The 23,191-nt window shown below is 53.1% G+C and carries 27 protein-coding genes and 1 tRNA gene; 14 read left to right on the top strand and 14 right to left on the bottom strand.

All coding sequences use genetic code 11. The features are described 5' to 3' along the window. The first annotated feature begins 41 nt into the window (after positions 1-41). From QMN93_RS17600 to QMN93_RS17590, 3 genes are all read left to right on the top strand, one after another. On the top strand, positions 42-155 hold the full coding sequence (locus tag QMN93_RS17600; RefSeq protein ID WP_064672270.1) for a YceO family protein: 114 nt from the start codon (positions 42-44) through the stop codon (positions 153-155). 207 nt (positions 156-362) lie between these two features. After that, on the top strand, positions 363-929 hold the full coding sequence (locus QMN93_RS17595) for a cytochrome b (RefSeq protein ID WP_033145194.1): 567 nt from the start codon (positions 363-365) through the stop codon (positions 927-929). Between the two features lies 1 nt (position 930). Continuing rightward, positions 931-1,509, top strand: a complete 579-nt coding sequence (locus tag QMN93_RS17590; RefSeq protein ID WP_033145193.1) for a YceI family protein — start codon at positions 931-933, stop codon at positions 1,507-1,509. A 41-nt stretch (positions 1,510-1,550) separates the two neighbouring features. Here the strand turns inward: QMN93_RS17590 and QMN93_RS17585 are convergent, their stop codons facing one another. Further along, positions 1,551-2,600, bottom strand: coding sequence for a rhodanese-related sulfurtransferase (locus QMN93_RS17585; protein ID WP_033145192.1), 1,050 nt, complete (start codon positions 2,598-2,600; stop codon positions 1,551-1,553). Positions 2,601-2,821: 221 nt separating this feature from the next. On the opposite strand from QMN93_RS17585, the gene QMN93_RS17580 reads away from it, so the two are divergent. The 3 genes from QMN93_RS17580 (at position 2,822) to QMN93_RS17570 (ending at position 5,578) form a co-directional block, all read left to right on the top strand. After that, a complete protein-coding gene (locus QMN93_RS17580) occupies positions 2,822-3,748 on the top strand; it encodes a Kdo(2)-lipid IV(A) acyltransferase (protein ID WP_182383310.1) in 927 nt (308 codons plus the stop codon). A gap of 140 nt (positions 3,749-3,888) precedes the next feature. Beyond that, positions 3,889-5,106 carry a multidrug efflux MFS transporter MdtG gene (mdtG, locus tag QMN93_RS17575; protein ID WP_182383309.1) on the top strand — a complete coding sequence of 406 codons (1,218 nt, stop codon included), beginning with the start codon at positions 3,889-3,891 and terminating at the stop codon, positions 5,104-5,106. A 97-nt stretch (positions 5,107-5,203) separates the two neighbouring features. After that, a complete protein-coding gene (locus QMN93_RS17570) occupies positions 5,204-5,578 on the top strand; it encodes a MysB family protein (RefSeq protein ID WP_023311118.1) in 375 nt (124 codons plus the stop codon). A gap of 6 nt (positions 5,579-5,584) precedes the next feature. Here QMN93_RS17570 and QMN93_RS17565 read toward each other — a convergent pair whose 3' ends face one another. The 3 genes from QMN93_RS17565 to mdoG all read right to left on the bottom strand — a co-directional run bounded on the left by QMN93_RS17565 (position 5,585) and on the right by mdoG (position 9,971). After that, complete coding sequence (locus tag QMN93_RS17565) at positions 5,585-5,812, bottom strand: YceK/YidQ family lipoprotein (RefSeq protein ID WP_024908995.1); 228 nt, start codon at positions 5,810-5,812, stop codon at positions 5,585-5,587. Positions 5,813-5,896: 84 nt separating this feature from the next. After that, positions 5,897-8,425: a glucans biosynthesis glucosyltransferase MdoH gene (mdoH, locus tag QMN93_RS17560; RefSeq protein WP_096151206.1), complete on the bottom strand. Its 2,529-nt coding sequence runs from the start codon at positions 8,423-8,425 to the stop codon at positions 5,897-5,899. Next, positions 8,418-9,971 carry a glucans biosynthesis protein MdoG gene (mdoG, locus tag QMN93_RS17555; RefSeq protein WP_021240787.1) on the bottom strand — a complete coding sequence of 518 codons (1,554 nt, stop codon included), beginning with the start codon at positions 9,969-9,971 and terminating at the stop codon, positions 8,418-8,420. Before mdoG ends, mdoH begins: the two co-directional genes overlap by 8 nt. A 254-nt stretch (positions 9,972-10,225) precedes the next feature. On the opposite strand from mdoG, the gene mdoC reads away from it, so the two are divergent. After that, positions 10,226-11,365, top strand: a complete 1,140-nt coding sequence (gene mdoC / locus QMN93_RS17550; protein WP_064672268.1) for a glucans biosynthesis protein MdoC — start codon at positions 10,226-10,228, stop codon at positions 11,363-11,365. 33 nt (positions 11,366-11,398) lie between these two features. On the opposite strand, the gene ymdB is transcribed toward mdoC, so the two are convergent. From ymdB to csgB, 5 genes are all read right to left on the bottom strand, one after another. Continuing rightward, the gene (gene ymdB, locus QMN93_RS17545; protein ID WP_023311113.1) at positions 11,399-11,941 is read right to left on the bottom strand and encodes an O-acetyl-ADP-ribose deacetylase; all 543 of its coding nucleotides are present in this window, start codon (positions 11,939-11,941) and stop codon (positions 11,399-11,401) included. Between the two features lie 106 nt (positions 11,942-12,047). Next, the gene (locus QMN93_RS17540; RefSeq protein WP_033145186.1) at positions 12,048-12,368 is read right to left on the bottom strand and encodes a type 1 fimbrial protein; all 321 of its coding nucleotides are present in this window, start codon (positions 12,366-12,368) and stop codon (positions 12,048-12,050) included. A 164-nt stretch (positions 12,369-12,532) separates the two neighbouring features. Then, positions 12,533-12,865: a curli assembly chaperone CsgC gene (gene csgC, locus QMN93_RS17535; RefSeq protein WP_064672267.1), complete on the bottom strand. Its 333-nt coding sequence runs from the start codon at positions 12,863-12,865 to the stop codon at positions 12,533-12,535. Positions 12,866-12,926: 61 nt separating this feature from the next. Further along, positions 12,927-13,379 carry a curli major subunit CsgA gene (csgA, locus tag QMN93_RS17530; RefSeq protein ID WP_039261729.1) on the bottom strand — a complete coding sequence of 151 codons (453 nt, stop codon included), beginning with the start codon at positions 13,377-13,379 and terminating at the stop codon, positions 12,927-12,929. 41 nt (positions 13,380-13,420) lie between these two features. Beyond that, a complete protein-coding gene (gene csgB / locus QMN93_RS17525; RefSeq protein WP_033145183.1) occupies positions 13,421-13,876 on the bottom strand; it encodes a curli minor subunit CsgB in 456 nt (151 codons plus the stop codon). A gap of 764 nt (positions 13,877-14,640) precedes the next feature. On the opposite strand from csgB, the gene csgD reads away from it, so the two are divergent. The 4 genes from csgD to csgG are packed head-to-tail and all read left to right on the top strand — an operon-like array spanning position 14,641 to position 16,982. Continuing rightward, a complete protein-coding gene (gene csgD / locus QMN93_RS17520) occupies positions 14,641-15,291 on the top strand; it encodes a biofilm master transcriptional regulator CsgD (RefSeq protein WP_021240790.1) in 651 nt (216 codons plus the stop codon). A gap of 4 nt (positions 15,292-15,295) precedes the next feature. Continuing rightward, complete coding sequence (csgE, locus tag QMN93_RS17515; RefSeq protein ID WP_033145182.1) at positions 15,296-15,685, top strand: curli production assembly/transport protein CsgE; 390 nt, start codon at positions 15,296-15,298, stop codon at positions 15,683-15,685. Positions 15,686-15,708: 23 nt separating this feature from the next. Continuing rightward, positions 15,709-16,122 (top strand): curli production assembly/transport protein CsgF, encoded by a 414-nt coding sequence (csgF, locus tag QMN93_RS17510; protein ID WP_008500846.1) that lies wholly within the window; start codon positions 15,709-15,711, stop codon positions 16,120-16,122. Between the two features lie 26 nt (positions 16,123-16,148). Then, positions 16,149-16,982 (top strand): curli production assembly/transport protein CsgG, encoded by an 834-nt coding sequence (gene csgG, locus QMN93_RS17505; RefSeq protein WP_025755858.1) that lies wholly within the window; start codon positions 16,149-16,151, stop codon positions 16,980-16,982. 43 nt (positions 16,983-17,025) lie between these two features. On the opposite strand, the gene QMN93_RS17500 is transcribed toward csgG, so the two are convergent. The 4 genes from QMN93_RS17500 to ghrA all read right to left on the bottom strand — a co-directional run bounded on the left by QMN93_RS17500 (position 17,026) and on the right by ghrA (position 19,941). Then, positions 17,026-17,508 (bottom strand): DUF1097 domain-containing protein, encoded by a 483-nt coding sequence (locus QMN93_RS17500; RefSeq protein ID WP_072196684.1) that lies wholly within the window; start codon positions 17,506-17,508, stop codon positions 17,026-17,028. A gap of 96 nt (positions 17,509-17,604) precedes the next feature. Next, on the bottom strand, positions 17,605-18,159 hold the full coding sequence (locus tag QMN93_RS17495) for a molecular chaperone (RefSeq protein WP_182072970.1): 555 nt from the start codon (positions 18,157-18,159) through the stop codon (positions 17,605-17,607). 21 nt (positions 18,160-18,180) lie between these two features. Next, positions 18,181-18,918, bottom strand: a complete 738-nt coding sequence (locus tag QMN93_RS17490; RefSeq protein ID WP_182383306.1) for a phosphatase — start codon at positions 18,916-18,918, stop codon at positions 18,181-18,183. 84 nt (positions 18,919-19,002) lie between these two features. Then, the gene (gene ghrA, locus QMN93_RS17485) at positions 19,003-19,941 is read right to left on the bottom strand and encodes a glyoxylate/hydroxypyruvate reductase GhrA (protein WP_182383305.1); all 939 of its coding nucleotides are present in this window, start codon (positions 19,939-19,941) and stop codon (positions 19,003-19,005) included. A gap of 232 nt (positions 19,942-20,173) precedes the next feature. Here ghrA and QMN93_RS17480 point away from each other — a divergent pair. Further along, positions 20,174-20,261, top strand: a tRNA-Ser gene (locus QMN93_RS17480). A 147-nt stretch (positions 20,262-20,408) separates the two neighbouring features. Here the strand turns inward: QMN93_RS17480 and QMN93_RS17475 are convergent. Continuing rightward, positions 20,409-21,314 carry a LysR family transcriptional regulator gene (locus QMN93_RS17475; protein WP_182383304.1) on the bottom strand — a complete coding sequence of 302 codons (906 nt, stop codon included), beginning with the start codon at positions 21,312-21,314 and terminating at the stop codon, positions 20,409-20,411. 109 nt (positions 21,315-21,423) lie between these two features. Between QMN93_RS17475 and QMN93_RS17470 the strand changes: the two genes are divergently transcribed. Then, positions 21,424-22,284 (top strand): pirin family protein, encoded by an 861-nt coding sequence (locus tag QMN93_RS17470; protein WP_182383303.1) that lies wholly within the window; start codon positions 21,424-21,426, stop codon positions 22,282-22,284. A 20-nt stretch (positions 22,285-22,304) separates the two neighbouring features. After that, positions 22,305-22,982 carry an isochorismatase family protein gene (locus tag QMN93_RS17465; RefSeq protein ID WP_033145175.1) on the top strand — a complete coding sequence of 226 codons (678 nt, stop codon included), beginning with the start codon at positions 22,305-22,307 and terminating at the stop codon, positions 22,980-22,982. Positions 22,983-23,191: the final 209 nt, after the last annotated feature.

Genomic DNA, 23,191 nt, shown 5'->3' with positions numbered 1-23,191 from the left:
GTACCGGGGCCCGTTTTATTCACACTGCATTACGGGGCATTATGCGCAGGATCGTTAGCTTTCTGATGAATAATATTCGCGAGCATTTCATGCTCTATATCTTATTGTGGTCGCTGCTGGCTATTATTGATTTTGTTTACATTGTATTTTATTGAAAACCCTGGCTGACAATAATTGACATTAATTTAGCTTTATTGAAACTCTCAATTCCTCTTGCACGAAGGCATTGAATTACCTTTATCCTTTCCTTTCAAAATTGCTGAAATAAATAAAATAAAAATCAATAGACAATTATTTCAGTTGCAATGTCACATCTTCCCGTTCATTTTTACCCTTCGGTTAATACGAAAATGGACATTCTGATGCAACTGCGTAACACCTCCCGGCGCTACGGAATAATATCCATAGGTTTGCACTGGATATTTGCTATTGCCGTCTACGGTATGTTTGGCCTTGGACTCTGGATGGTCACGCTCAGCTATTACGACGGCTGGTATCACCAGGCACCGGAGTTACATAAAAGCATTGGCGTTCTCCTGATGCTGGGTCTGGTTTTTCGCGTGATCTGGCGACATATTTCCCCGCCGCCCGCGGCGCCGAAGACTCACGGAAAAATGACCCGCCTGAGTGCCGTTGCCGCGCATATCGCGCTCTATGCGCTGCTCTTCGCCATTCTGATCAGCGGCTATCTTATCTCAACGGCGGACGGTAAGCCGATTAGCGTCTTTGGCCTTTTTGACGTCCCGGCAACGCTCAGTGATGCGGGCGCTCAGGCTGACACGGCCGGGGTCGTTCACCTCTGGCTTGCGTGGAGCGTCGTGATCCTGTCCGTGCTGCACGGGCTTGCCGCCCTCAAACACCATTTTATTGATAAAGACGATACGCTAAAGCGCATGCTTGGCCGCTCGTCAGTTGACTCTGGAGCATAAAATGAAAAAACACCTGCTGGGTATCGCCCTGGGTTCTCTGTTATTCACCGCCGGTTCCGCCGTGGCGGCTGATTATAAAATTGATAAAGAGGGCCAGCACGCTTTCGTCAATTTCCGTATTCAGCACCTGGGATACAGCTGGCTTTACGGTACCTTTAAGGATTTTGACGGCACATTCACCTTTGACGAGAAAAATCCTGCCGCCGACAAGGTCAACGTGACCATTAATACTAACAGCGTGGACACCAATCATGCTGAACGTGATAAACATTTGCGCAGCGGTGAATTCCTCAATGTCGGGAAATATCCACAGGCTACCTTCACCTCCACGGAAGTGAAAAAAGAGGGTGATAAGCTGAATATTACCGGCAACCTGACGCTTAACGGCGTAACAAAACCGGTCACGCTTGATGCTAAATTACTGGGTCAGGGTGACGATCCGTGGGGCGGTAAACGCGCAGGATTTGAAGCAGCGGGTAAAATTCACCTGAAAGATTTTAATATCACAACGGATTTAGGCCCGGCGTCTCAGGACGTTGAGCTGATTATTTCCGTTGAAGGCGTACAGCAGAAATCATAATAGATTCGCCCGGCAGGCTTTCGCCGTGCCGGGCGTTATTATCATTCCGGGTCAGGGATACCCAGTTTGGTATTCAGACGGCCGCGTGATTTATTAAAAATCTTGTTGCCGTTTTCACGTCCTGCGCGACGGCGACGCTGCTCTTCTTCCGGCAGGATGCTCTCTTCGCTGCACAGTTCGCTACAGCAGCCGTTAAACTTCTCGGCACAGGCCGGGCACTGAATGAACAGCAGATGACACCCGTCGTTTTTGCAGTTGGTGTGGGTATCGCACGGTGCGCCGCACTGATGGCACTGGGCAATAACGTCTTCAGAAATACGCTCACCCATACGCTCGTCAAAGACAAAGTTTTTCCCGATAAAGCGTACCGGTAAACCCTGCTCGCGGGCGCGGCGGGCGTACTCGATAATGCCGCCTTCAATATGCCAGACCTTATTAAAGCCGTTGTGCTTCATCCACGCGCTGGCTTTCTCACAGCGGATACCGCCGGTGCAGTACATAACGATCTTTTTATCTTTATGTTCCTGCATCATCTCAACCGCTTTGGGCAGTTGCTCGCGGAAGGTATCGGCCGGGATTTCCATCGCGTTCTCGAAATGCCCCACTTCGTATTCATAGTGGTTACGCATATCAATGAACACGGCATCCGGATCGTCAAGCATCGCATTCACTTCCGCAGCCTTAAGATATTCACCGACATCCGCCGCGTTAAACGCAGGATCGTCGATACCGTCCGCCACGATGCGTTCACGCACCTTCATGCGCAGCACCCAGAAGGATTTCCCGTCATCGTCCAGGGCAATGTTCAGGCGTAAGCCGTCGAGGGCCGGATCGAACTGATAAAGACACTCGCGGAAGGCGCTGACTTTGCTTTCCGGTACGCTAATTTGCGCGTTGATGCCTTCACGGGCAAGGTAGACGCGGCCGAAGACGTTCAGCGCCGTGAACGCCTGATAAAGCGCATCGCGGGTCGCCTGCGGATCGTCGATCGTGAAGTATTTATAGAAAGAGATGGTTGTGCGCGGTTCGGTTTCAGCCAACATACGCGCTTTCAACATCTCATTCGACACGCGGTTGTGTAACACTGGCATGGTGTACAGTCCTGGAATCGTTAGAGAGAATGAAAAATCGGTCGGCATCATATAGCAAACAAAACCAATTTACATCCCCACAATTTACGCTACATTTCACACACCCTGATTAATCAGGCTTAACAATTGCTGTATTCGTGCACGCTTCGAAAGCAGATATTTTGGCTATGTCTCAAAAAATGAGACACTAGCAAAACAGGACGTTTGAACACAGGAAAGACATGACCCAGTTACCAAAATTTACTGCCGCCCTTTTGCATCCCCGCTATTGGTTGACCTGGCTTGGCATCGGCTTTTTATGGCTTCTGGTACAGCTTCCCTACCCTGTTATTTTTCGGTTGGGTAAATTTCTGGGCCGCTTCGCGCAACTGTTTATGAAGCGTCGCGCCAGAATCGCGTACCGCAATCTTGAGCTGTGTTTTCCGCAGATGAGCGAGCCAGAGCGTCACGATATGGTCGCGAAGAATTTCGAATCCGTCGGGATGGGGCTCATGGAAACCGGCATGGCGTGGTTCTGGCCGGACAAACGCATGGCCCGCTGGAGCGAGGTGACGGGAACCGGCATGGATCCTGTGCATACGCTTCAGGCCGACCAGACGGGCGTTTTGCTGATCGGCGTCCATTTCCTGACGCTGGAAATCGGGGCGCGCATGTTCGGGATGCAGGCGCCCGGCATTGGCGTTTATCGTCCTAACGATAACCCGGTCATCGATTTAATCCAGACCAACGGACGCATGCGCTCCAACAAAAGCATGATCGACCGTAAGGATCTGAAGGGGATGATCCGCGCGCTGAAATCCGGTGAAGTGGTCTGGTATGCCCCCGACCACGATTACGGCCCACAGGCCAGCGTATTTGTCCCCTTCTTCGCCGTTGAAGAGGCCGCCACAACGACCGGTACCTGGATGCTGGCGCGCATGTCCAAAGCCGCCATCGTGCCTTTTGTCCCCCGCCGTAAGCCGGATGGTTCAGGTTACGAGCTGATGATGCTGGAGCCGGAACTCGCGCCGCCGCTCGACGATGCGGAAACCACCGCGCGCTGGATGAACAGCGTTGTGGAGAAGTGCATCATGCTGGCGCCCGAGCAGTATATGTGGCTGCACCGCCGTTTTAAAACGCGTCCACAAGGCACGCCGTCCCGCTATTAATCCTCATGCGGTCCTCAGGGCCGCATGCCGTTTTAGCTTTAAAAGCTCCTCGTCATTGCGGCAATCATAACCCAGGCGCATAATTAGCAGGCTTATTACTTTATGCTTCAGGTGCTCTGCACCTCATTATGCGGATAGTTATGTCACCCTCAGATGCCCCCATAAACTGGAAGCGTAACCTCGCGGTTGCGTGGCTTGGCTGTTTTCTTACCGGCGCGGCCTTTAGCCTGGTTATGCCCTTCCTGCCGCTCTACGTCGAACAGCTAGGCGTTACGGGCCACAGCGCGCTCAATATGTGGTCCGGTCTGGTATTCAGCATCACGTTTCTCTTTTCCGCGATGGCCTCGCCCTTCTGGGGCGGCCTTGCCGACCGCAAGGGACGTAAAATCATGCTGCTGCGTTCGGCGCTGGGGATGGCCATTATCATGGCGCTGATGGGCGTGGCGCAGAACGTCTGGCAGTTTCTGATCCTGCGCGCGCTGCTGGGCCTGCTGGGGGGATTTATTCCCAACGCGAATGCTCTGATTGCCACGCAAATTCCCCGCCATAAAAGCGGCTGGGCGCTGGGCACGCTCTCAACCGGTGGCGTGAGCGGTGCTCTGCTGGGACCGCTGGCCGGTGGATTACTGGCGGATAACTACGGCCTGCGTCCGGTCTTCTTTATCACCGCCAGCGTGTTGTTCCTGTGCTTTATCGTCACCCTGCTCTGTATCCGGGAAAACTTCACGCCTGTCGCCAAAAAAGAGATGCTCCACGCCAGAGAAGTGCTGACCTCGCTCAAAAATCCCAGACTGGTGCTGAGCCTGTTCGTGACGACAATGATTATCCAGGTGGCTACCGGGTCGATTGCCCCTATTCTGACGCTGTACGTTCGCGACCTGGCGGGTAATGTCAGCAATATTGCGTTCGTCAGCGGGCTGATTGCCTCCGTACCCGGCGTGGCGGCGCTGCTGAGCGCCCCGAGGCTGGGTAAACTGGGAGACCGCGTTGGTTCCGAGAAAATCCTGATCTGCGCACTGGTCATTTCCGTCCTGCTGCTTATCCCGATGGCGATGGTGCAAACGCCATGGCAGCTGGGCGTCCTGCGCTTTTTACTGGGTGCCGCTGATGGCGCGTTGCTGCCCGCCGTACAGACCCTGCTGATCTACAACTCCACGAACCAGATCGCCGGGCGTATTTTCAGCTATAACCAGTCATTCCGCGATATCGGTAACGTCACCGGACCGCTGCTCGGGGCCGGGATCTCCGCCAGCTTCGGTTTTCGCGCCGTCTTTATCGTGACGGCGGGCATCGTGCTGTTCAATGCCATTTATTCATGGTTCAGTTTATCCCGCGCGCTGCGGCCCGTGACGGAATAAGACGAACGCCTGACGGCTTATTTTCGTATTCATACTTGCAGAATCTTATATTCAGCTATTCTTTCCCTGAAACCTTCTGGAAAACAGGGAGACACCAATGACCATGTACGCCACGCTGGAAGAAGCTATTGATGCCGCTCGTGAAGAGTTCCTCGCCGACAACCCCGGCGTTGAAGAAGAAGATGCTGACGTGCAACAGCTTAATATCCAAAAATACGTTCTGCAGGATGGGGATATTATGTGGCAGGCCGAATTCTTTGCCGATGAAGGTGAAGAAGGGGAATGTTTGCCGATATTAAGTGGTGAAGGTGCGCAGGCCGTCTTTGATGGCGACTATGACGAAATCGAACTTCGGCAGGAATGGCTGGAAGAGAACACCCTGCACGAGTGGGATGAGGGTGAGTTTCAGCTCGAGCCGCCGCTGGATACGGAAGAAGGTCAAACCGCAGCCGACGAGTGGGACGAGCGTTAATTTACGCTATTCGTAAGGGCCGTGGCTGGCGTCGATCGGCAGCAACAGCGTGTCGAAAATCAGCGAGAACGGCAGATCGAGCACGGTCAGGTAGCGCCATGCGGAATCACGAAGATCCCATTTCACGCCCGGGTAATACTGATTTCCGTGGCCCTGCCCTGGAATGGTGCGACTGATGATACTGCCGCAGCCGCTGAGCAGGCATGCCATCATAACGACGATGATTATTCTCATCTTTAACCTCTAAAAAAATACCGGCGATTAAGCCGGTATTTTATCTGGCGGGTGGCGCTTCGCTTACCCGCCTTACTTAACTGCTTACTTCGCCTTCAGGGCGAGCGGATTCAGCTTCACGTCCTTATAGTAGTTCACCCACGAAGAGTATTTCTCCGGAGCGGACCACACGCGGTAGTGAAGACGCGCCATTGTCACCGGGTCGCTCAACAGCACCAGACGACGGTCGCGGTTGAGTTTTTCCGGGGTCTCGTTAAGCGCCTGCTCAACGTGACGATCGCGGGCAATCTCCAGCACCTGGCTGGCGCGGTGACGCGCGGTAGCCATTGCCGTCGCCAGGGCGTTGAATGACGGGTTAAACACGGCGTGCATGAAGCCGTCATCCAGCGAGCGACTGCGGTTCTGTTCCAGGTAACGATCGGTATCCACCAGCACCTGCGGCGGGGAATACTCTTCCGGGATCAGGAACAGCTTCCAGCGTTTGGTCCGCAGCCCCACCGTTGAACGGCTGGAAATCACGGACACAAACGGCGACAGGATCAGCGAGAAGACAATCGGCGCCAGCCAGAACAGGAAGCGCAGATCAAGCCACGCCATCCCGGCAGCCCACACCAGACCCAGCAGCAGCTGAGAACCGTGGCGCATAAAGGCTTCACCCCACGGCGTGGAGTCGTCGTCACGCTGCGGTGAGTTCCAGACCACTTCCCAGCCCAGGAACGCACTAACCACAAACACGGTGTGGAACAGCATACGTACCGGCGCCAGCAGCACGGAGAACAGCACTTCCAGCAGCAGTGAAAGGGTCACGCGGAAGAAACCGCCGTACTCTTTCGAGCCTTTGCACCAGATCAGGATGATGCTGAGCAGCTTTGGCAGGAACAGCAGCACCATGGTGGAAGCAAACAGCGCAATCGCCAGCTCCGGACGCCACTGCGGCCACACCGGGAACAGCTGCCGCGGTTGCAGGAAGTATTGCGGCTCCGTCAGGGCATGAACCACCTGTAAGGCAGTCGACAGCGCCAGGAACATAAACCACAGCGGTGCGGAGAGATAGGACATCACGCCCGTCAGGAACACCGCGCGGTGAACCGGGTGCATCCCTTTTACAAGGAACAGGCGGAAGTTCATCAGGTTACCATGACACCAGCGGCGGTCACGCTTAAGCTCGTCCAGCAGGTTCGGCGGCAGCTCTTCGTACGATCCCGGCAGGTCGTAGGCAATCCAGACGCCCCAGCCAGCACGACGCATCAGCGCCGCTTCTACGAAGTCATGCGACAGAATAGAGCCGGCAAACGAACCCTCACCCGGCAGCGGCGCCAGCGCACAGTGTTCAATGAACGGCTTCACGCGGATAATGGCGTTGTGGCCCCAGTAGTGCGACTCACCCAGCTGCCAGAAGTGCAGACCGGCCGTAAACAGCGGCCCGTAAACACGGGTGGCGAACTGCTGGCAGCGCGCATAAAGGGTGTCCATTCCGGACGCTTTTGGCGAGGACTGAATGATACCGGCGTTAGGGTTGGCTTCCATAAGACGCACCAGACCGCTCAGGCAGTCTCCGCTCATGACGGAGTCAGCATCCAGCACCACCATGTAGCTGTACTGGTTACCCCAGCGACGGCAGAAGTCATCGATGTTGCCGCTTTTACGCTTCACGCGACGACGGCGGCGACGGTAGAAGATCTGGCCTTCGCCCTGCACTTCTGCAATCAGCTCCATCCACGCTTTTTGTTCCGCCACGCAGATATCCGGGTTGTAGCTGTCGCTCAGGATGTAAACGTCGAAATGCTCCGCGTTGCCGGTCGCCTTCACGGACTCCCAGGTCGCACGCAGGCCCGCAAATACGCGGTCAACGTCCTCGTTACAGATAGGCATAATCAGCGCGGTACGGTGCTCGGGATTAAGGGGTTCATCCCCGACCGTTGACGCCGAAATGCTGTATTTGTCACGCCCCATGAGCAATTGCAGGAAGCCCATCAGCGCGGTCCAGAAACCGGCCGAGACCCAGCAGAAGAGGACCGCGAACAGCAGGAGAATGCCGCTCTGCAGGATATACGGCAGCAGCTGCATGAAGGAGACCCAGAGATCCTGGCCCATCATGTCCGTCGGGTTGATAAACGCCCAGCCCTGGTAAGGCAGGATAGTTTTCATGTACCAGGTCGCGACGACCGTCTGCGCCAGCGTCAGAAGCAGCAGGATATAGCGACGGATTGTCCCGACGGTACGCCATTTCTGTTCGGACGCCTGCTCTTCTTTCGTCAGACGCGACAGATAGCGCGGCGTCACATCACGCCCGCGCAGGCGATCCCAGAAGCGACCCACCGGGTTGGTGCGCCATGGATCGGGGAACATAGAGGAACGCGTGGCCTTCGGCATCGCCTGAAGCTGAGCGCGTCCTTCGTCGTCTTTAATCAACTGCCCTTCCGCCAGCGAGTCCGGCCAGGCCTGCTCCAGACGCGCCTTGACTGACCCGAGCGGCGTATCATCATCACGGGAAAACGTATGATGTTCACCATCCAGCGCGGTGTGAACCGCGCGGATGTCGCTCTTTGGCAGTGCCGCTTTTTCGATATCCGTCAGCGGCATGGCATCAATATATTCAGATGTATTATTCATTGGCAGGTAGCTGATAGCTCCAGGTTTCACTCAGCGGCTGATCGTTACTGACCAGCGCAGCACGCATTTCAGTGGTCTGTTTCGGATCTTTCACTTTCACGCGCAGGGTCAGACGCCAGCCTTTGGTTACCGGGTTGTAACGCACGGTATTCTCAACGATTTCACCGTTATCACCGATGCTGGCCTGAGCGGCAACGGCGGTGTCCGGCGACAGTTTCTTCATATCCTGGCCTGTGAAGTCCACGACAAACGCCACGGTACCATCAGGCTGACGGATAAGATTAGACTGCTTCACATCACCCGTTGAGCGGCGAGTCTGCATCACATACGCGTTATCCGGCGCATGCAGCTTATCTTCGTCGCGGCTGAAGGTAATGGTGTACTTGAAGTTCATCTCTTTACCGGCTTCCGGCAGTTGATCCGGCGTCCAGTAAGCGACGATGTTATCGTTGGTTTCGTCGTTGGTTGGAATCTCTACCAGCTCGACCTTGCCTTTACCCCAGTCACCGTTTGGCGTGACCCAGGCGCTTGGACGCTGGTCATAGCGATCGTCCAAATCTTCAAAGCGGGAGAACTGACGACCACGCTGCAGCAGGCCAAAACCTTGCGGGTTTTCCATTGCGAAGCTGCTAACCGCCAGATGTTTCGGGTTATTCAGCGGACGCCAGATCCACTCACCGTTGCCGGCATGAATAGACAGACCGTTGGAGTCGTGCAGTTCCGGACGGAAGTTGGTAGCCGGTGACGGCTGGTTCGGCCCGAACAGGAACATACTGGTCAGTGGCGCAACGCCCAGTTTGCCCACTTTATCACGCAGGTAAACCTTGGACTGCACGTCAACTACCGTGTCACGACCCGGCATAATCACAAAGCGATAGGCACCGGTTGCACGCGGGGAATCCAGCAGCGCATAAATGGTCAGACGCTTATCCGTTGGCTTTGGACGTTCAATCCAGAACTCACGGAAACGCGGGAACTCTTCACCTGATGGCAGCGCGGTATCAATGGCCAGCCCACGCGCAGAAAGCCCGTACACCTGCCCCGCGCCAATAACGCGGAAATAGCTGGCGCCAAGCATGCTGACGATTTCGTCGTTTTTATCTTTGCTGTTGATCGGGTAAAGCACCTTAAAGCCTGCGAAGCCCAGGTCTTTCACCGTATCTTTGTCGTGTTGCACATTGCCAAAATTGAAGTAATCCGGGCTGTACTTGATCTTACGTACCGCGGTTGCCGTCACTTCATTGATGGCAACAGGCGTGTCGAAGTACATACCCTGATGATAAAATTCAAGCTTGAACGGGGTTTTAATATTGCTCCAGTACGCTTTGTCGTGATTGAACTGGATCTGCTGATAGTCCGCATACTTCATGTCGCGGAAAACGGAGGGCAAGTTACTTTTCGGCGCTTCGTAGCTCTTGCCTGCCATCGATTTTGCCTGTTTTGCGACATCGTCGATGTTAAAGGCCAGTGCCGATGAGGTATACAGTGATAACACCACTGCAGCACCCAACCAACGCATTTTCATCATCTGTGGTTTATGTTTCATAATAAGTAAGCACTTCCCCCTTTGTGTGCTTATATCGATCCGATCCATTTTAATGGAAACTCAGGCAATCCGACAACATTATCACTGCTTTGTTCAGCTGCTGGCTCATGGAATAAGCAAATGAAAGAACCCGCTATTCACTTTGCGTGCTTATCCTGGAGACAGGGTGTCGGTCTTGGTGTAGGGTTGGCTTCGAATGTAACCATTATGAGTCTTAGGGATAAGACGAAAAGTCTGAGAATGCACAACGTTATATGAGCACAACACCAACAGAACGTGAATATTTCCTCGACTCGATCAGGGCCTGGCTGATGCTACTGGGGATCCCCTTTCACATTTCGCTGATTTACTCAAGCCACACCTGGCATGTGAATAGCCAGATGCCCTCCTGGTGGCTGACGCTGTTTAATGACTTTATTCACGCCTTTCGTATGCAGGTGTTCTTCGTCATATCCGGCTATTTCTCTTACATGCTGTTTCTGCGATACCCGCTTAAGCGCTGGTGGAAAGTGCGCGTAGAGCGCGTGGGGATCCCCATGCTGACCGCAATTCCCCTGCTGACGCTGCCTCAGTTCATTATGTTGCAATACGTCAAAGGCAAAGCGGAGAACTGGCCGAACCTTACGCTGTATGAAAAGTACAATACGCTGGTCTGGGAGCTGGTGTCTCACCTGTGGTTCCTGCTGGTGCTGGTGGTGCTCACAACGGTGAGCCTGTTGATTTTCAGCCGCCTGCGCCACCGTCTGAGTACAAAAGCCGACACCTTCTTCGCCAACGTTACGATGGGCAAACTGTCAGTGCTCTTCTTGCTGTTGGGGATTGCGTATGCTGCCGTGCGCCGAACGCTGCTCATCGTCTATCCGCCGATTTTGAGCGACGGGTTATTTAATTTTGTGGTGATGCAGTCCCTGTTCTACATTCCGTTCTTTTTAATCGGCGCGCTGGCTTTTATTCATCCGAAGCTTAAATCGCTGTTTGTCACCCCATCACCGTGGTGCGCGCTGGGGGCAACCCTCGCGTTCGCGGCCTATCTGCTGAATCAGCGCTACGGCAGCGGCGACGCCTGGATGTATGAAACGGAAAGCGTGATCACTATGCTGCTGGGGCTGTGGATGGTGAACGTGGTATTCGCGCTGGGCCACCGCTTGCTGAACTTTAAGTCCAGCCGCGTGACCTACTTCGTTAATGCATCACTGTTTATCTATCTGGTGCATCACCCGTTGACGCTTTTCTTCGGGGCTTACATCACACCGCACATCGCCTCCAACACGCTGGGCTTCTTTACCGGGCTGGTGTTTGTTGTAGGGGTGGCAATCGTACTCTACGAAATCCATCTGCGGATCCCGCTCCTGCGCTTCCTCTTTTCAGGAAAACCGCAGGCAAAAGCCTCATAAATCACGCGGCGCATCAGATGCGCCGCGTTTGCATCAGCTCTCCAGCTCTTGTCTGCGCTGAGTCAGAAGCCGCTGATAAAGATGCGTGGTGTCGTCGTCGAAACAGACAAAAATCACCTTCTCTGGCAGCGGTTTTAGCGACAAATAGCGGTAAACCGTTTCAACGGCGATCGTTGCGGCAGCGGCCTTAGGGTAACCATACACGCCGGTGCTGATCGCCGGAAACGCCATCGTTTTATAACCGTTGTCGGCGGCCAGTCGCAGACAGTTCCGGTAAGCCTCTTCCAGAATACTCGCTTCGTGCTGGTCCCCGCCATGCCAGACCGGCCCTACCGCGTGAATTACCGCTCTCGCAGGCAGATTGCCCGCCAGCGTAATCACCGCGTGACCGGGAGGACATTCGCCCTGCTGTTGCCGCACGGTTTTACAGGCTTCCAGCAGCTGCGGTCCGGCAGCCCGGTGGATAGCCCCGTCCACGCCGCCTCCCCCCATCAGGGAGGGATTGGCCGCATTGACGATAACGTCGACGTGCACTGTCGTAATATCGCCATGAATAATTTCAATTTGCGGTTTCATAAAGCCCCTCTGCAACCCGCCATTTTCTTAAGTGTATCGCAGAGGAGACCGGGAGAAAAAACTATCAGAAAAAATCCTCATCCACCGCAGGGCGGGAGAGCACGCATTAGCGATACTGGATTTCGACAACCGCGAGCGTTTTTTCAGGATTAAGGTATTTCATATTGAGCGTTGCCACGTTTGAGTCGCTCACTTTCCCGTTAAGCGCCTCTTCATAGCTGACCATACGCGTTTGCATACGGTTATTATCTGGACATGACATGGCAAACTGTTGCTTCTGGGGAGTGACTTCACAGGGGTCGGCGACAATGGCACCGCGAAAATGAATGACACCGCCGTCAACAACCGTGGCCGAATAAGCCGGGATACTCAAAGCAGAAACGACCAGACCCAGACCTGCCATGAGTCGAGCAAAATAGTTGTTCATTATAGGTACTCCTCAATGAAAATCGTCCATGAGGGGTAAACGCGCTTCATTTATTATTGCAAACGAAGTTTCACGTTACGGAACATAACGACCTGGTCCCTGATATCAGCATAGCTCAACGGCACAGACCCGCCACATTCTCAACCTATTGATTTTATGAACGTTTAGAGCGAGCGTTCCGCTGGCGACCACTGTTGTGATAAATGCAGCGATTTACCGTCTGAAACGGTGACAACGATTTTTACCGTGTCTCCCGTATTAATATTTAAACTCAGGCGCATTAAATCAATCGTCTGATTAGCGGGTATAAAAAGTGTGTTTTGCTGCCGGGAAGAACTTTGTCCCCCCTGCCCTTCTCGCACAGAAACAATCTGAACCTGACAATCACACGACTGCGCCAGAGTGACCTGAGGAACAATGGTGGTCATATTTTCCTGCTGTGACGTTTTGAAGGTTATCTGGCTGGAAAGCGCGGCGAGTAGAATTAAGGTATTCATGATGAACTCCCGAAAAAAAACAGGGCTGATGCCCTGTTTTTTTGTAGCACAGATTTCAGTATCAGTACTGATGAGCTGACGCGTGGTTACCAAAACCGATCTGGGTAACGTTAACAGTCGAGTTGGACGCAGTCTGGTCTACGAGTGCACCGTTAAAGCCGCCGGACTGGCTAACGTTCATAACGGATTTTTTACTGTTCCACTGATCAAGTGTCGCACTGTTGCCAAAACCTTTCTGGGTCAGGTTGATTTTACTGTCATCAGAGCCCTGACCAACGTCAGCACCGTTAAAGCCGCCGGTCTGGCTAATATTCAGGACGGAATTTCTGGCGTCTGTCTGCAGGGCAACCGCGGAGTTACCGCCACCGTTCTGATAAATATTCAGGGTTGAATTTGGGCCACTATATCCACCATGACCATGTCCATGACCCCATCCGCCCTGATTAATAGAACCCGCCATAGCACTACCAGAAACTACGATTGCTGCAAGTGCTGCCACTTTGATAAATTTCATGGTAAACCCCCATCGGATTGATTAAAGTCGTCGCGAACGCGCTAATGTTGAATAACGTTAATCGCCATTTGCGACTGTTTCTGCACTACAACTGCGGTTTTCTGCGTACCGTACTGCGTAATATTTGCTCTATTACCCGACCCTTTCTGGATAATTTTCGCGCTATTACCGTATCCATCTTGCGTAATACCTGCATCATTCCCGTTACCGCTCTGATCGATCCAGGCTAAATTGTAACTCCCTGATTGATCAACTCTCGCTCTGTTACCCGCCCCATCCTGAGATACAATGGATAAGAGTCTTGAACCGTCCTGGCTAACCTCAGCGTTATTGAAAACGCCCCGTTGACCAATAATGGCTGCCTGATTGAGTGATGAAAGACTTAATTCGTTAACCGCAAAGTTATATTCAGCATTTGCCAAATCTGAATTCGCTGCGGTTACAAATCCAGGCGCACCCAGTAATGTAAACATCATAATTAACGATGTGTTTTTCATGTTGTCACCCTGGACCTGGCTATTTAATCACGCCATAACCCTATAACAATGCTACTTGTTAAAACGACTCGTATTGTGTTAACGCGTCGTTACGGTGAAGAGTATGTCCGCTGAAACATTTTAAATATCTCACCCGCGCGGCTTATTTTTATTTATCGGCTCACCACAAAGTCGTAATTTACATCAAAAATCACTTTAATCAGGTCAGCTTATATTTTTTATTAAGCAGGTCTTGCGATCGGGTTGTACAACGGGATGAAGGCTGTCCAGGCGTCATCCCGCGTTGTTTAAACGTAACGGCTGGAGATCATTTTTCTCAGTGCGTGACACGACGCCTGTTTTCTTAAGCCAGGCAGTAGCCCATTCATGGGCTTAGAAATAATCTGAAACTCATACTTAATTACTGTTGCGCAAAAATAACAAATAATCTAAAAAATCAATCACATAAATATATTTGTATGATTTTTAAAATCTGTGCACATCTATTTATATGTACAACTTTTTCATCAATTATTACCATTAACAACAAGCAGTTTTCACAAATTAATATTGATTTTTACATTCTGTTACACGTTTAACACTTGCTTTAAACTTCGTAAAAGCTAGATTGAAATTAGATGTACGAAATTGGTTTTATATTTACCTCCCTGTGGAGGTTATGGTCTGATTCTACACACAGCAGTGCAACATCTGTCAGTACTTCTGGTGTCCTCTAATAAACAGGAGGACAGCTGCCAGGTGCCAAAAAAAAGTGGGGTTTCATCATGTATAATGAAGTCCATAGTTTACATGGTCATACATTACTGTTGATCACAAAACCTTCTTTGCAAGCGACAGCGTTATTACAACATTTAAAGCAATCTTTATCACTGAACGGGAAATTGCATAATATTCAACGTTCTTTTGATGATATTGCACCTGGCAGCATCATTCTTTTCGATATGATGGAAGCTGATAAAAAGCTTATCCATTACTGGCAAGATATTTTAAGCAGGAAAAACAATAATATCCGCGTGCTATTGTTGAATACTCCTGATGAATATCCTTTCAGAGATATTGAAAGCTGGCCGCATATCAATGGCGTGTTCTACGTCACGGAAGAAGAAGACCGGGTGGTAGAGGGGCTGCAAGGGATATTGCGCGGAGAGTGTTATTTTTCGCAAAAGCTTGCCAGCTATCTCATCACGCACTCCGGAAATTATCGCTATAACAGTTCAGAGTCCGCGCTGCTCACGCACCGTGAGAAAGAGATCCTGAACAAGTTACGCATTGGTGCTTCAAATATTGAAATCGCCCGTTCGTTATTTATCAGCGAAAATACGGTAAAGACGCACCTTTATAATCTTTTCAAGAAGATAGCTGTTAAAAACCGAACTCAGGCTGTTTCGTGGGCAAACGATAACCTCAGGCGTTAATCACATGAAGCGCACGTTGAGTTGGATCGCCGCAGCGAGTTTCCTGCTCGCTGCCGGGAATCTGAAGGCCGTCGAGGTCGAAGTTCCCGGATTGTTAACAGACCACACTGTCTCATCGGTCGGGCACAGTTTTTACCGCGCCTTCAGTGACAAATGGGACAGTACCTACACCGGAAATATAACAATCAACGAGCGGCCCAGTGCACGATGGGGAAGTTGGATAACAATAACGGCTAATCAGTACGTTATTTATCAAACGTTTTTATTCCCGACCAAAATAGACTTCGATAAAAACGTAGCCTTAGCACTGGCACAATCAGAAGACGCTATTAATCGCCTGCAAATAGATAAAGCCCTATTAAGCACCAGCGATTTAGCAAAAGACGAGTTCTAGCGAACCGATATGCGGAGGCTGTCATGCGTATTGCATATGCAGTTGTTTCGATAATGCTGATAACACCCATAAGCTGGGCCGGAAACATGACGTTTCAGTTCCGTAACCCTAACTTTGGCGGTAACCCTAATAACGGCGCGTTCCTGCTGAACGAAGCCCAGGCGCAAAACTCCTATAAGGATCCCAGCTTAAAGGATTTTAGCGTTGATACCCCGTCCGCACTGGACAACTTCACTCAAGCTATTCAGTCGCAGATTTTAGGGGGGTTACTGACCAACATTAATACCGGTAAACCCGGCCGCATGGTGACCAACGACTTTATCGTTGATATCGCCAATACTGACGGACAGCTTCAGTTGAACGTGACCGATCGTAAAACCGGAAGAATCTCCACCATTCAGGTTTCCGGTCTACAAAGTAATTCAACTGACTTTTAAACAATAGCTAAATAAGGACAACGATCATGCAGCGCTTCCTGATATTTGTTGCAGTGTGCTTATTGAGCGGTTGTTTAACTGCTCCACCTAAAGAAGCTGCAAAACCGACATTAATGCCTCGGGCCCAGAGTTATCGCGATTTAACGCATTTACCTTCACCTACGGGGAAAATATTTGTCTCCGTATACAACATTCAGGATGAAACCGGGCAATTTAAACCTTACCCGGCAAGTAACTTCTCCACGGCTGTGCCGCAAAGCGCCACCGCCATGCTGGTTACCGCGCTCAAGGATTCGCACTGGTTTATTCCGCTGGAACGTCAGGGGCTCCAGAACCTGTTGAATGAACGCAAAATCATTCGTGCCGCTCAGGAAAATGGCACCGTCGCGGACAATAACCGCATGCCTCTGCAATCTTTGGCGGCAGCGAACGTGATGATCGAAGGATCGATTATTGGCTACGAAAGTAACGTTAAGTCGGGTGGTGCAGGAGCTCGTTACTTCGGTATCGGTGCGGATACCCAGTACCAGCTTGACCAAATCGCCGTGAACCTGCGTGTGGTTAACGTCAGTACAGGCGAAGTGCTCTCTTCGGTGAACACCAGCAAAACCATTCTGTCTTATGAAGTGCAGGCTGGGGTATTCCGCTTCATCGATTACCAGCGTTTGCTGGAAGGTGAAATTGGCTACACCTCTAACGAGCCGGTCATGATGTGCCTGATGTCAGCCATTGAAACCGGCGTGATCTTCTTAATCAACGACGGTATTGACCGCGGGCTGTGGGATCTGCAAAACAAAGCAGACGTGCAGAACCCGATATTGGTGAAATACCGCGATATGTCAGTCCCTCCGGAATCCTGACAGGAAGCGCATAAAAAAGGCGAGATGATTATCTCGCCTTTTTTTATTCGCTCACCGCAGTGATGTTTTGCGCTTTTCCCCGTCGCGACGCCAGCCAAAGACCGCTGTTTTTCATGGCATAGCCAAACAGCAACCCCAGCGCCAGGGAGGGAACCACCAGCTTCCAGTCACCCTGCCCTGCAAAGGTCGCGCACGCCCCCATAAAGGTCCCCGGCACAAATGAAAGCAGCAGATGCTTAGCCTGGATGCACATTAAAAAGGCAACGACACCCGTCATGACGTACCCCAGCATCTCCATATGCGGCGCCAGCGCGCTGCCCTTCATGATCACCAGCGCCCAGATAACACCGCTCATCAGCGTGCAGCCAGAGATAAAGAGCCCTTTGACGCCCCCCTGCGGACAGGCGAAATAGGCGGTGCAGCCGAGGAACCCGGCCCAGCTGAGCAATCCGAGAGACACGGCTACCCATCCCCAGAGTCCGGAGAGAATACCTGTCGTTAGTGCGATACAAAGTAATATATTCATGGCGCGCATCTTAGCAGATGCGCACCATATAAATGAGATCAGAAGCACATTACGTGCAAGTTGAAATGTTGAGTTGCAGAATTTATGTGATCTAAATCACTCTTTGTTCTCTTCTTCCAGCTCATCCCACATTGCCGCAATAGCGTCGCGGGTCAGCGGGGCCAGCGTTCTCCAGAACGGCGAGGTGGCATGCGCTTCGACTTTACCCAGGAATGTCCCGACCCACGGCAGCAGGTACGTTTCGAACAAGGTTTCGATGGCTTCATTCTCATCATCACCGGCGTTGTCTTCGATCCAGGACGCCGCCAGCAGCAGCGTACCGATATGATCGGCTGGCGTATCGCTCAGCGGCATACCGCGCGTGGAGAGGAACGCGCGGACTTCCGCTTCCGTTGCACCTTCCTGCCAGGCTGAACGGTATGGCGAAACGCGGCACTCATCGCCAACGAACAGCGCATTGTAGTCCGTCGCGATCTGCTGCATGTCGCAGCTTTTTTGCAGACGTTCCAGTAAATCATCCTGTTCCAGCGGCCAGTTCTGCGCCAGTTTGCCTTCACGAATTAACGTAAAGAGCGGAACCAACAGCGGGTCTTGCGGCTGGCGATAATAGAGCGTACCCAGCACGCGGCAGAGGATGGAAAACTCGTTCATTTTTATGATTCCATTACACAATTAAAGATCGGCAAATTCGGCTATCGGTTCCATTCCGCGCGACTCGAGGAAATCGAGCATGCGGCGTGGGGTCACGTTCAGGATTTGCGCTTCCGGGAAGTTAACATCATTCAGCACTTTCAGGCACTCGCTGAAATCGCCCAGCGTAAACGCGGTATGAGAATCTGAGCCCAGCGCCACCATGCCACCTGCGTCACGCACGGCGGCAGCCACTTCGCGGCAGTTGGCTTCACTGCCCTTACGCGAGTGCACAAAGGAGGAGTTGTTAATCTCCAGCGCCACGCGGTGCTTCGCTGCCGCCTGCGCGACAGCCTGAATATCAATCGGATACATCGGGTTACCGGGGTGGCTGATAATGTGCACATTGCCGCTGGCAATGGTGGCAATCATCGCCGCGGTGTTGGTGTCTTTATCCTGAGGCGGGAAAACCGGCTCATGAAAACCGGCGAGGATAAGGTCAAGAGACGTCAGCATCGGGCCGGTGCAGTCGATCTCACCGTCGGTATTTTTGATGTTCGCCTCAATGCCGCGCAGTATCCCAATGCCGTCCACCAGACGTGGCCAGATCCGCATATTCACAAAATGCCAGTAGTGCGGCGCATCCGCCATGTCCGGGCCATGATCGGTGATCGCGAACAGCTTGATGCCTTTAAGCTTCGCCTGGGCGATATAATCATGGAGGTTGCTATACGCGTGGGTGCTGGCGACGGTGTGCATATGCAGGTCAACGGGATACATCTCTCTCTCCTCTGCGGTTTTTCCAAAGGATAGCAGTTATCAGCGGCGAATATTAGCAAAAACCCGGCGAACGCCGGGTTTCTCTCAGTAGCCGCGCTGTCTGTCGACCTGACCGGTGACCGCGTTACCCTTTTCCATTTCGCTGATGGTATGGGAGATATACGCCACCGCTTCTGCCGGACGCGTCACGGCAGCCACGTGCGGGGTCATCGCCACGCGCGGGTGCGCCCACAGCGGGCTTTCCGCGGGCAGCGGCTCACGGCTATAGACATCCAGCATGGCGCCTTTTAGCTTTCCGCTGTCCAGCGCCTTCAGCAGATCGCCTTCCACGACATGGACCCCGCGCGCCAGGTTCATCAGGTAGCTCTGATCGACGAGCTGATTGAGTAGGGCTTCATTGATGATCCCTACCGTTTCCGCCGTGTTTGGCAGCAGGTTAATAAGCACGCGTGTCCCTTTCAGGAATGCAGGAAGCTCATCCGTTCCGGCAAAACTCTCAACGCCCGGATAATCCTTGCGGCTGCGGCTCCAGCAGCGCAGCGGGAATCCCCACGGGGCAAGCGCTTCGGCCACTTTTGAGCCCAGCACGCCCGCACCGAGTATGCCGATCGTAAAGTCTTCGCGATGGTACTCCGGCAGCGGCTCCCAGTGGGCTCGCTGTTTAAAGGCCTGATAATCATCAAAGCGGCGGAACCAATGCAGTACCTGGCTCACGGCATATTCCTGCATTTGCTGGCCCATTCCGGTATCTTCCAGGCGGAAAAGGGGGATATCTTCCGGCAGCATTTCAGGGTGTGCCTTCAGTTTGCTCAGAATGGAATCCACGCCGGCTCCCAGGGCAAAAACGGCCTTCAGCTTGCGGCCCTGGAGCATCTCAACCGGAGGATGCCAGACCAGCGCATAGTCGGCATGTTCATTATCGCCACGCTTCCACTCGCGAACGCGTGCGCCGGGTAACGCCGACGAAAGCGCCTTGATCCAGTATGCCGTATCAAACGTTGGGTGATAGAAAAGTATATCCATAGTCATTCCTGCCTTTTATTGCGCTGATTTATTTTGCTTTTTCACTGGACGGTCAGCATAACAAATTTATAGCGCGACTGTGTTGCTGATAAAAAAGACGCTTTCAGCACATTTAAGAATCATGTTGCCTGAAGTTTGTCTAAACGCGCTAAATTACTGAAAAAGTGAGTTGACGGCAGTTCGGCTTTTCCTTACATTAGCGCCCGTCCCGGCAACAACGGGATGACAATATGGTGAGGTGTCCGAGTGGCTGAAGGAGCACGCCTGGAAAGTGTGTATACGGCAACGTATCGGGGGTTCGAATCCCCCCCTCACCGCCATATTTAAGATGAGAGCTCGTACGAAAGTACGGGCTTTTTTCTTTTATATTCTCCGTAAAGGGGGGGATGAGAACCCCCGGTGCTATATGCAGCTCGGTGCGGCCTGAGCCCCTCACCCTGCCCCTCTCCCCAGGGGGGAGGGAAGTGTTACTCTTCCACCATCCGCGCATACTCTTCGGTCAGAAAATCCACCAGCGTCCTGACGGACGGCAGCAGGCCGCGCCGCGAAGGATAAACCGTGTGAATCACTTCGCGTCGGGGTTCCCACGCATCCAGCACCCGTACCAGTTCCCCCGTCGCCAGCTGGTCCTTAACCATCAAAATCGGCAGCTGCACCACGCCGATGCCTGCCATGGCAGCTTCACGTAGCGCCAGCATGTCGGTGGTGATCAATCGAGGATGGTAATGGATCTCCGCTTTGGCACCTCCGGGACCGGACAGCTCCCATTTATGAATATGTTTCCCCTCGTTCATGCTTAACCCGGGCCAGGCACTGAGTTCAGACGGCACGACGGGTTCTCCCATGCGTTGAATCAACGCCGGACCCGCGACCAGACAATGTCCCCTGTCAGCCAGCACCCTTAATACCAGATCGCTGTCATCAAAGGGACGCGGGCGAACGCGGATCGCGATATCAACCCCCTCTCCCACCAGGTCTACCTGCCGGTTGGTCGCCTCAAGCTGAAGATTAATCCCGGGGTAGCGCGCCATAAATCTGGCCAGCATCGGACCCACGTGGACATGCAACAGAGTTATCGGGCACGTAATCCTGACAACACCGCGCGGTTCAGCCTGCAGTGCAGCAACGGCTTCCTCCGCGGCCTCGGCCTCCACCATCATCGCTTTACAGTGCTGGTAGAAGGTCTGCCCGACCTCGGTCACCGTAAACTGTCGGGTTGTTCGGTGGATAAGCCGCACGCCAAGGCGTTCTTCCAGCTGCGCTATCCGGCGGCTTAGCCTGGACTTTGGCAGATCAAGCGCCCTTCCCGCCGCCGCAAAGCCGCCGTAGTCCACCACCTTCACAAACCAGACGAAGTCATTGAGATCCTGCATAAATCCTCATCGTTCCATTTTCAGAACAGTGAATGCCAATTTCACTATCTACCGGAGTATTAACTCTGAATATAAGCTAATTACATCAACAGAACATCAGGAGTTAATCATGAAAAACGTAACAGGCGTTTATACCGCGCCCCGCCAGCACTGGGTTGGCGATGGTTTCCCGGTCCGTTCGATGTTTTCTTACCAAACCCGCGGCGAGCCGCTGAGCCCGTTCCTGCTGCTGGACTACGCGGGCCCGTACAGCTTTCCGGCAGATGGGGCGAAACGCGGCGTAGGCCAACACCCTCACCGGGGTTTTGAAACGGTCACCATCGTCTATTCCGGTGAAGTGGAGCATCGCGACTCCACGGGCAAAGGCGGCGTCATTGGCCCCGGCGACGTGCAGTGGATGACGGCAGGTGCAGGCATTTTGCACGAGGAATTCCACTCCAGCGCGTTCTCGCAGAAAGGCGGAGAACTGAAAATGATGCAGCTTTGGGTCAACCTGCCGGCCAAAGACAAGATGGCGGCACCGGGCTACCAGAGCATGACGAAGGATGCGATCCCGGTCGTGACGCTACCGGATAACAGCGGTTCGCTGCGGGTTATTGCCGGTCGCTACGAGGCTGTAACCGGCCCGGCGCACACCTTCTCACCGCTCAACGTCTGGGACATCGCGCTGAACCTGGGAAGCCATCTGACGCTCAATCAGCCCGAAGGCTGGAGCACCGCGCTGGTCGTGCTTGAAGGCAACATTACGGTGAACGGTACAACGCAGGCGGGTGAAGCCCAGCTGGTCGTTTTGAGTCAGGAAGGCGACAAACTGCACCTGGAGGCGAACAGCGATGCCAAAGTGCTGCTGATGGCGGGCGAGCCGCTGAATGAACCCATCGTGGGCTATGGCCCGTTTGTGATGAACAGTAAAAGCGAAATCAACGAAGCCATTCGTGATTTTAACTCCGGCCGCTTCGGCCAGATCTGAAATTAATAAAGGAGAAGATAATGTCTACACCTGCGAATTTTAATGGCGCACGTCCGGTTATTGATGTGAACGATGCGGTGATGTTGCTTATCGATCACCAGAGCGGTCTGTTCCAGACCGTTGGGGATATGCCAATGCCGGAACTGCGCGCCCGTGCGGCTGCGCTGGCAAAAATCGCGACTCTGGCGAAGATCCCTGTGATCACCACCGCGTCCGTCCCGCAGGGACCGAACGGACCGCTTATCCCGGAGATCCACGCCAACGCGCCGCATGCGCAGTATGTTGCCCGTAAAGGCGAGATCAACGCCTGGGATAACCCGGATTTCGTTGCTGCGGTGAAAGCGACCGGGCGCAAGACGCTGATTATCGCGGGCACTATCACCAGCGTCTGCATGGCCTTCCCGTCAATCAGCGCGGTGGCGGACGGCTATAAGGTGTTTGCGGTGATTGATGCCTCCGGCACCTACAGCAAAATGGCGCAGGAGATCACCCTGGCGCGCGTGGTGCAGGCCGGTGTGGTTCCGATGGATACGGCGGCGGTGGCCTCTGAGATCCAGAGAACCTGGAACCGTGAGGACGCAGCCGAGTGGGCTGAGGTGTATACCCACATCTTCCCGGCTTACCAGCTGCTGATCGAAAGCTACGGCAAAGCACAGGAAGTAGTTAAAAACAGCGAAGTGCTCGATTCACAGCGTTAATTACCCGTGCTGCGACAAGAGCTGATTAAGGCTTAACCGAACGAGCACGAATACAGAAAATCTGCTTGACCGTGTTAGCGCAACTCCCTATAGTAGCGCCCCGTTGCCCCCCAAGCGGTCAGGCAGCAAAAAAATATGGTGAGGTGTCCGAGTGGCTGAAGGAGCACGCCTGGAAAGTGTGTATACGGCAACGTATCGGGGGTTCGAAT

The organism is Enterobacter sp. R-1.6.2, from assembly GCF_035064085.1.
In the GTDB taxonomy this organism is placed as follows: Bacteria; Pseudomonadota; Gammaproteobacteria; order Enterobacterales; family Enterobacteriaceae; genus Enterobacter; species Enterobacter asburiae_B.
The sequence above is the reverse complement of the archived record's forward strand: the minus strand, read 5'-3'. Positions and strand labels throughout refer to the sequence as shown.

Coding starts and splice junctions, on each gene's coding strand:
- QMN93_RS17585 (WP_033145192.1), bottom strand. CDS start 2,600: ATGCCAGTGTTACACAACCGCGTGTCGAATGAGATGTTGAAAGCGCGT.
- ymdB (WP_023311113.1), bottom strand. CDS start 11,941: ATGAAACCGCAAATTGAAATTATTCATGGCGATATTACGACAGTGCAC.
- QMN93_RS17475 (WP_182383304.1), bottom strand. CDS start 21,314: ATGCAGGATCTCAATGACTTCGTCTGGTTTGTGAAGGTGGTGGACTAC.
- csgB (WP_033145183.1), bottom strand. CDS start 13,876: ATGAAAAACACATCGTTAATTATGATGTTTACATTACTGGGTGCGCCT.
- mdoH (WP_096151206.1), bottom strand. CDS start 8,425: ATGAATAATACATCTGAATATATTGATGCCATGCCGCTGACGGATATC.
- QMN93_RS17490 (WP_182383306.1), bottom strand. CDS start 18,918: ATGTATCCCGTTGACCTGCATATGCACACCGTCGCCAGCACCCACGCG.
- csgE (WP_033145182.1), top strand. CDS start 15,296: ATGAAGCGCACGTTGAGTTGGATCGCCGCAGCGAGTTTCCTGCTCGCT.
- QMN93_RS17600 (WP_064672270.1), top strand. CDS start 42: ATGCGCAGGATCGTTAGCTTTCTGATGAATAATATTCGCGAGCATTTC.
- mdoG (WP_021240787.1), bottom strand. CDS start 9,971: ATGAAACATAAACCACAGATGATGAAAATGCGTTGGTTGGGTGCTGCA.
- QMN93_RS17570 (WP_023311118.1), top strand. CDS start 5,204: ATGACCATGTACGCCACGCTGGAAGAAGCTATTGATGCCGCTCGTGAA.
- csgF (WP_008500846.1), top strand. CDS start 15,709: ATGCGTATTGCATATGCAGTTGTTTCGATAATGCTGATAACACCCATA.
- QMN93_RS17590 (WP_033145193.1), top strand. CDS start 931: ATGAAAAAACACCTGCTGGGTATCGCCCTGGGTTCTCTGTTATTCACC.
- QMN93_RS17565 (WP_024908995.1), bottom strand. CDS start 5,812: ATGAGAATAATCATCGTCGTTATGATGGCATGCCTGCTCAGCGGCTGC.
- QMN93_RS17595 (WP_033145194.1), top strand. CDS start 363: ATGCAACTGCGTAACACCTCCCGGCGCTACGGAATAATATCCATAGGT.
- QMN93_RS17540 (WP_033145186.1), bottom strand. CDS start 12,368: ATGAACAACTATTTTGCTCGACTCATGGCAGGTCTGGGTCTGGTCGTT.
- csgG (WP_025755858.1), top strand. CDS start 16,149: ATGCAGCGCTTCCTGATATTTGTTGCAGTGTGCTTATTGAGCGGTTGT.
- csgC (WP_064672267.1), bottom strand. CDS start 12,865: ATGAATACCTTAATTCTACTCGCCGCGCTTTCCAGCCAGATAACCTTC.
- QMN93_RS17580 (WP_182383310.1), top strand. CDS start 2,822: ATGACCCAGTTACCAAAATTTACTGCCGCCCTTTTGCATCCCCGCTAT.
- csgD (WP_021240790.1), top strand. CDS start 14,641: ATGTATAATGAAGTCCATAGTTTACATGGTCATACATTACTGTTGATC.
- ghrA (WP_182383305.1), bottom strand. CDS start 19,941: ATGGATATACTTTTCTATCACCCAACGTTTGATACGGCATACTGGATC.
- csgA (WP_039261729.1), bottom strand. CDS start 13,379: ATGAAATTTATCAAAGTGGCAGCACTTGCAGCAATCGTAGTTTCTGGT.
- QMN93_RS17470 (WP_182383303.1), top strand. CDS start 21,424: ATGAAAAACGTAACAGGCGTTTATACCGCGCCCCGCCAGCACTGGGTT.
- QMN93_RS17465 (WP_033145175.1), top strand. CDS start 22,305: ATGTCTACACCTGCGAATTTTAATGGCGCACGTCCGGTTATTGATGTG.
- QMN93_RS17495 (WP_182072970.1), bottom strand. CDS start 18,159: ATGAACGAGTTTTCCATCCTCTGCCGCGTGCTGGGTACGCTCTATTAT.
- QMN93_RS17500 (WP_072196684.1), bottom strand. CDS start 17,508: ATGAATATATTACTTTGTATCGCACTAACGACAGGTATTCTCTCCGGA.
- mdoC (WP_064672268.1), top strand. CDS start 10,226: ATGAGCACAACACCAACAGAACGTGAATATTTCCTCGACTCGATCAGG.
- mdtG (WP_182383309.1), top strand. CDS start 3,889: ATGTCACCCTCAGATGCCCCCATAAACTGGAAGCGTAACCTCGCGGTT.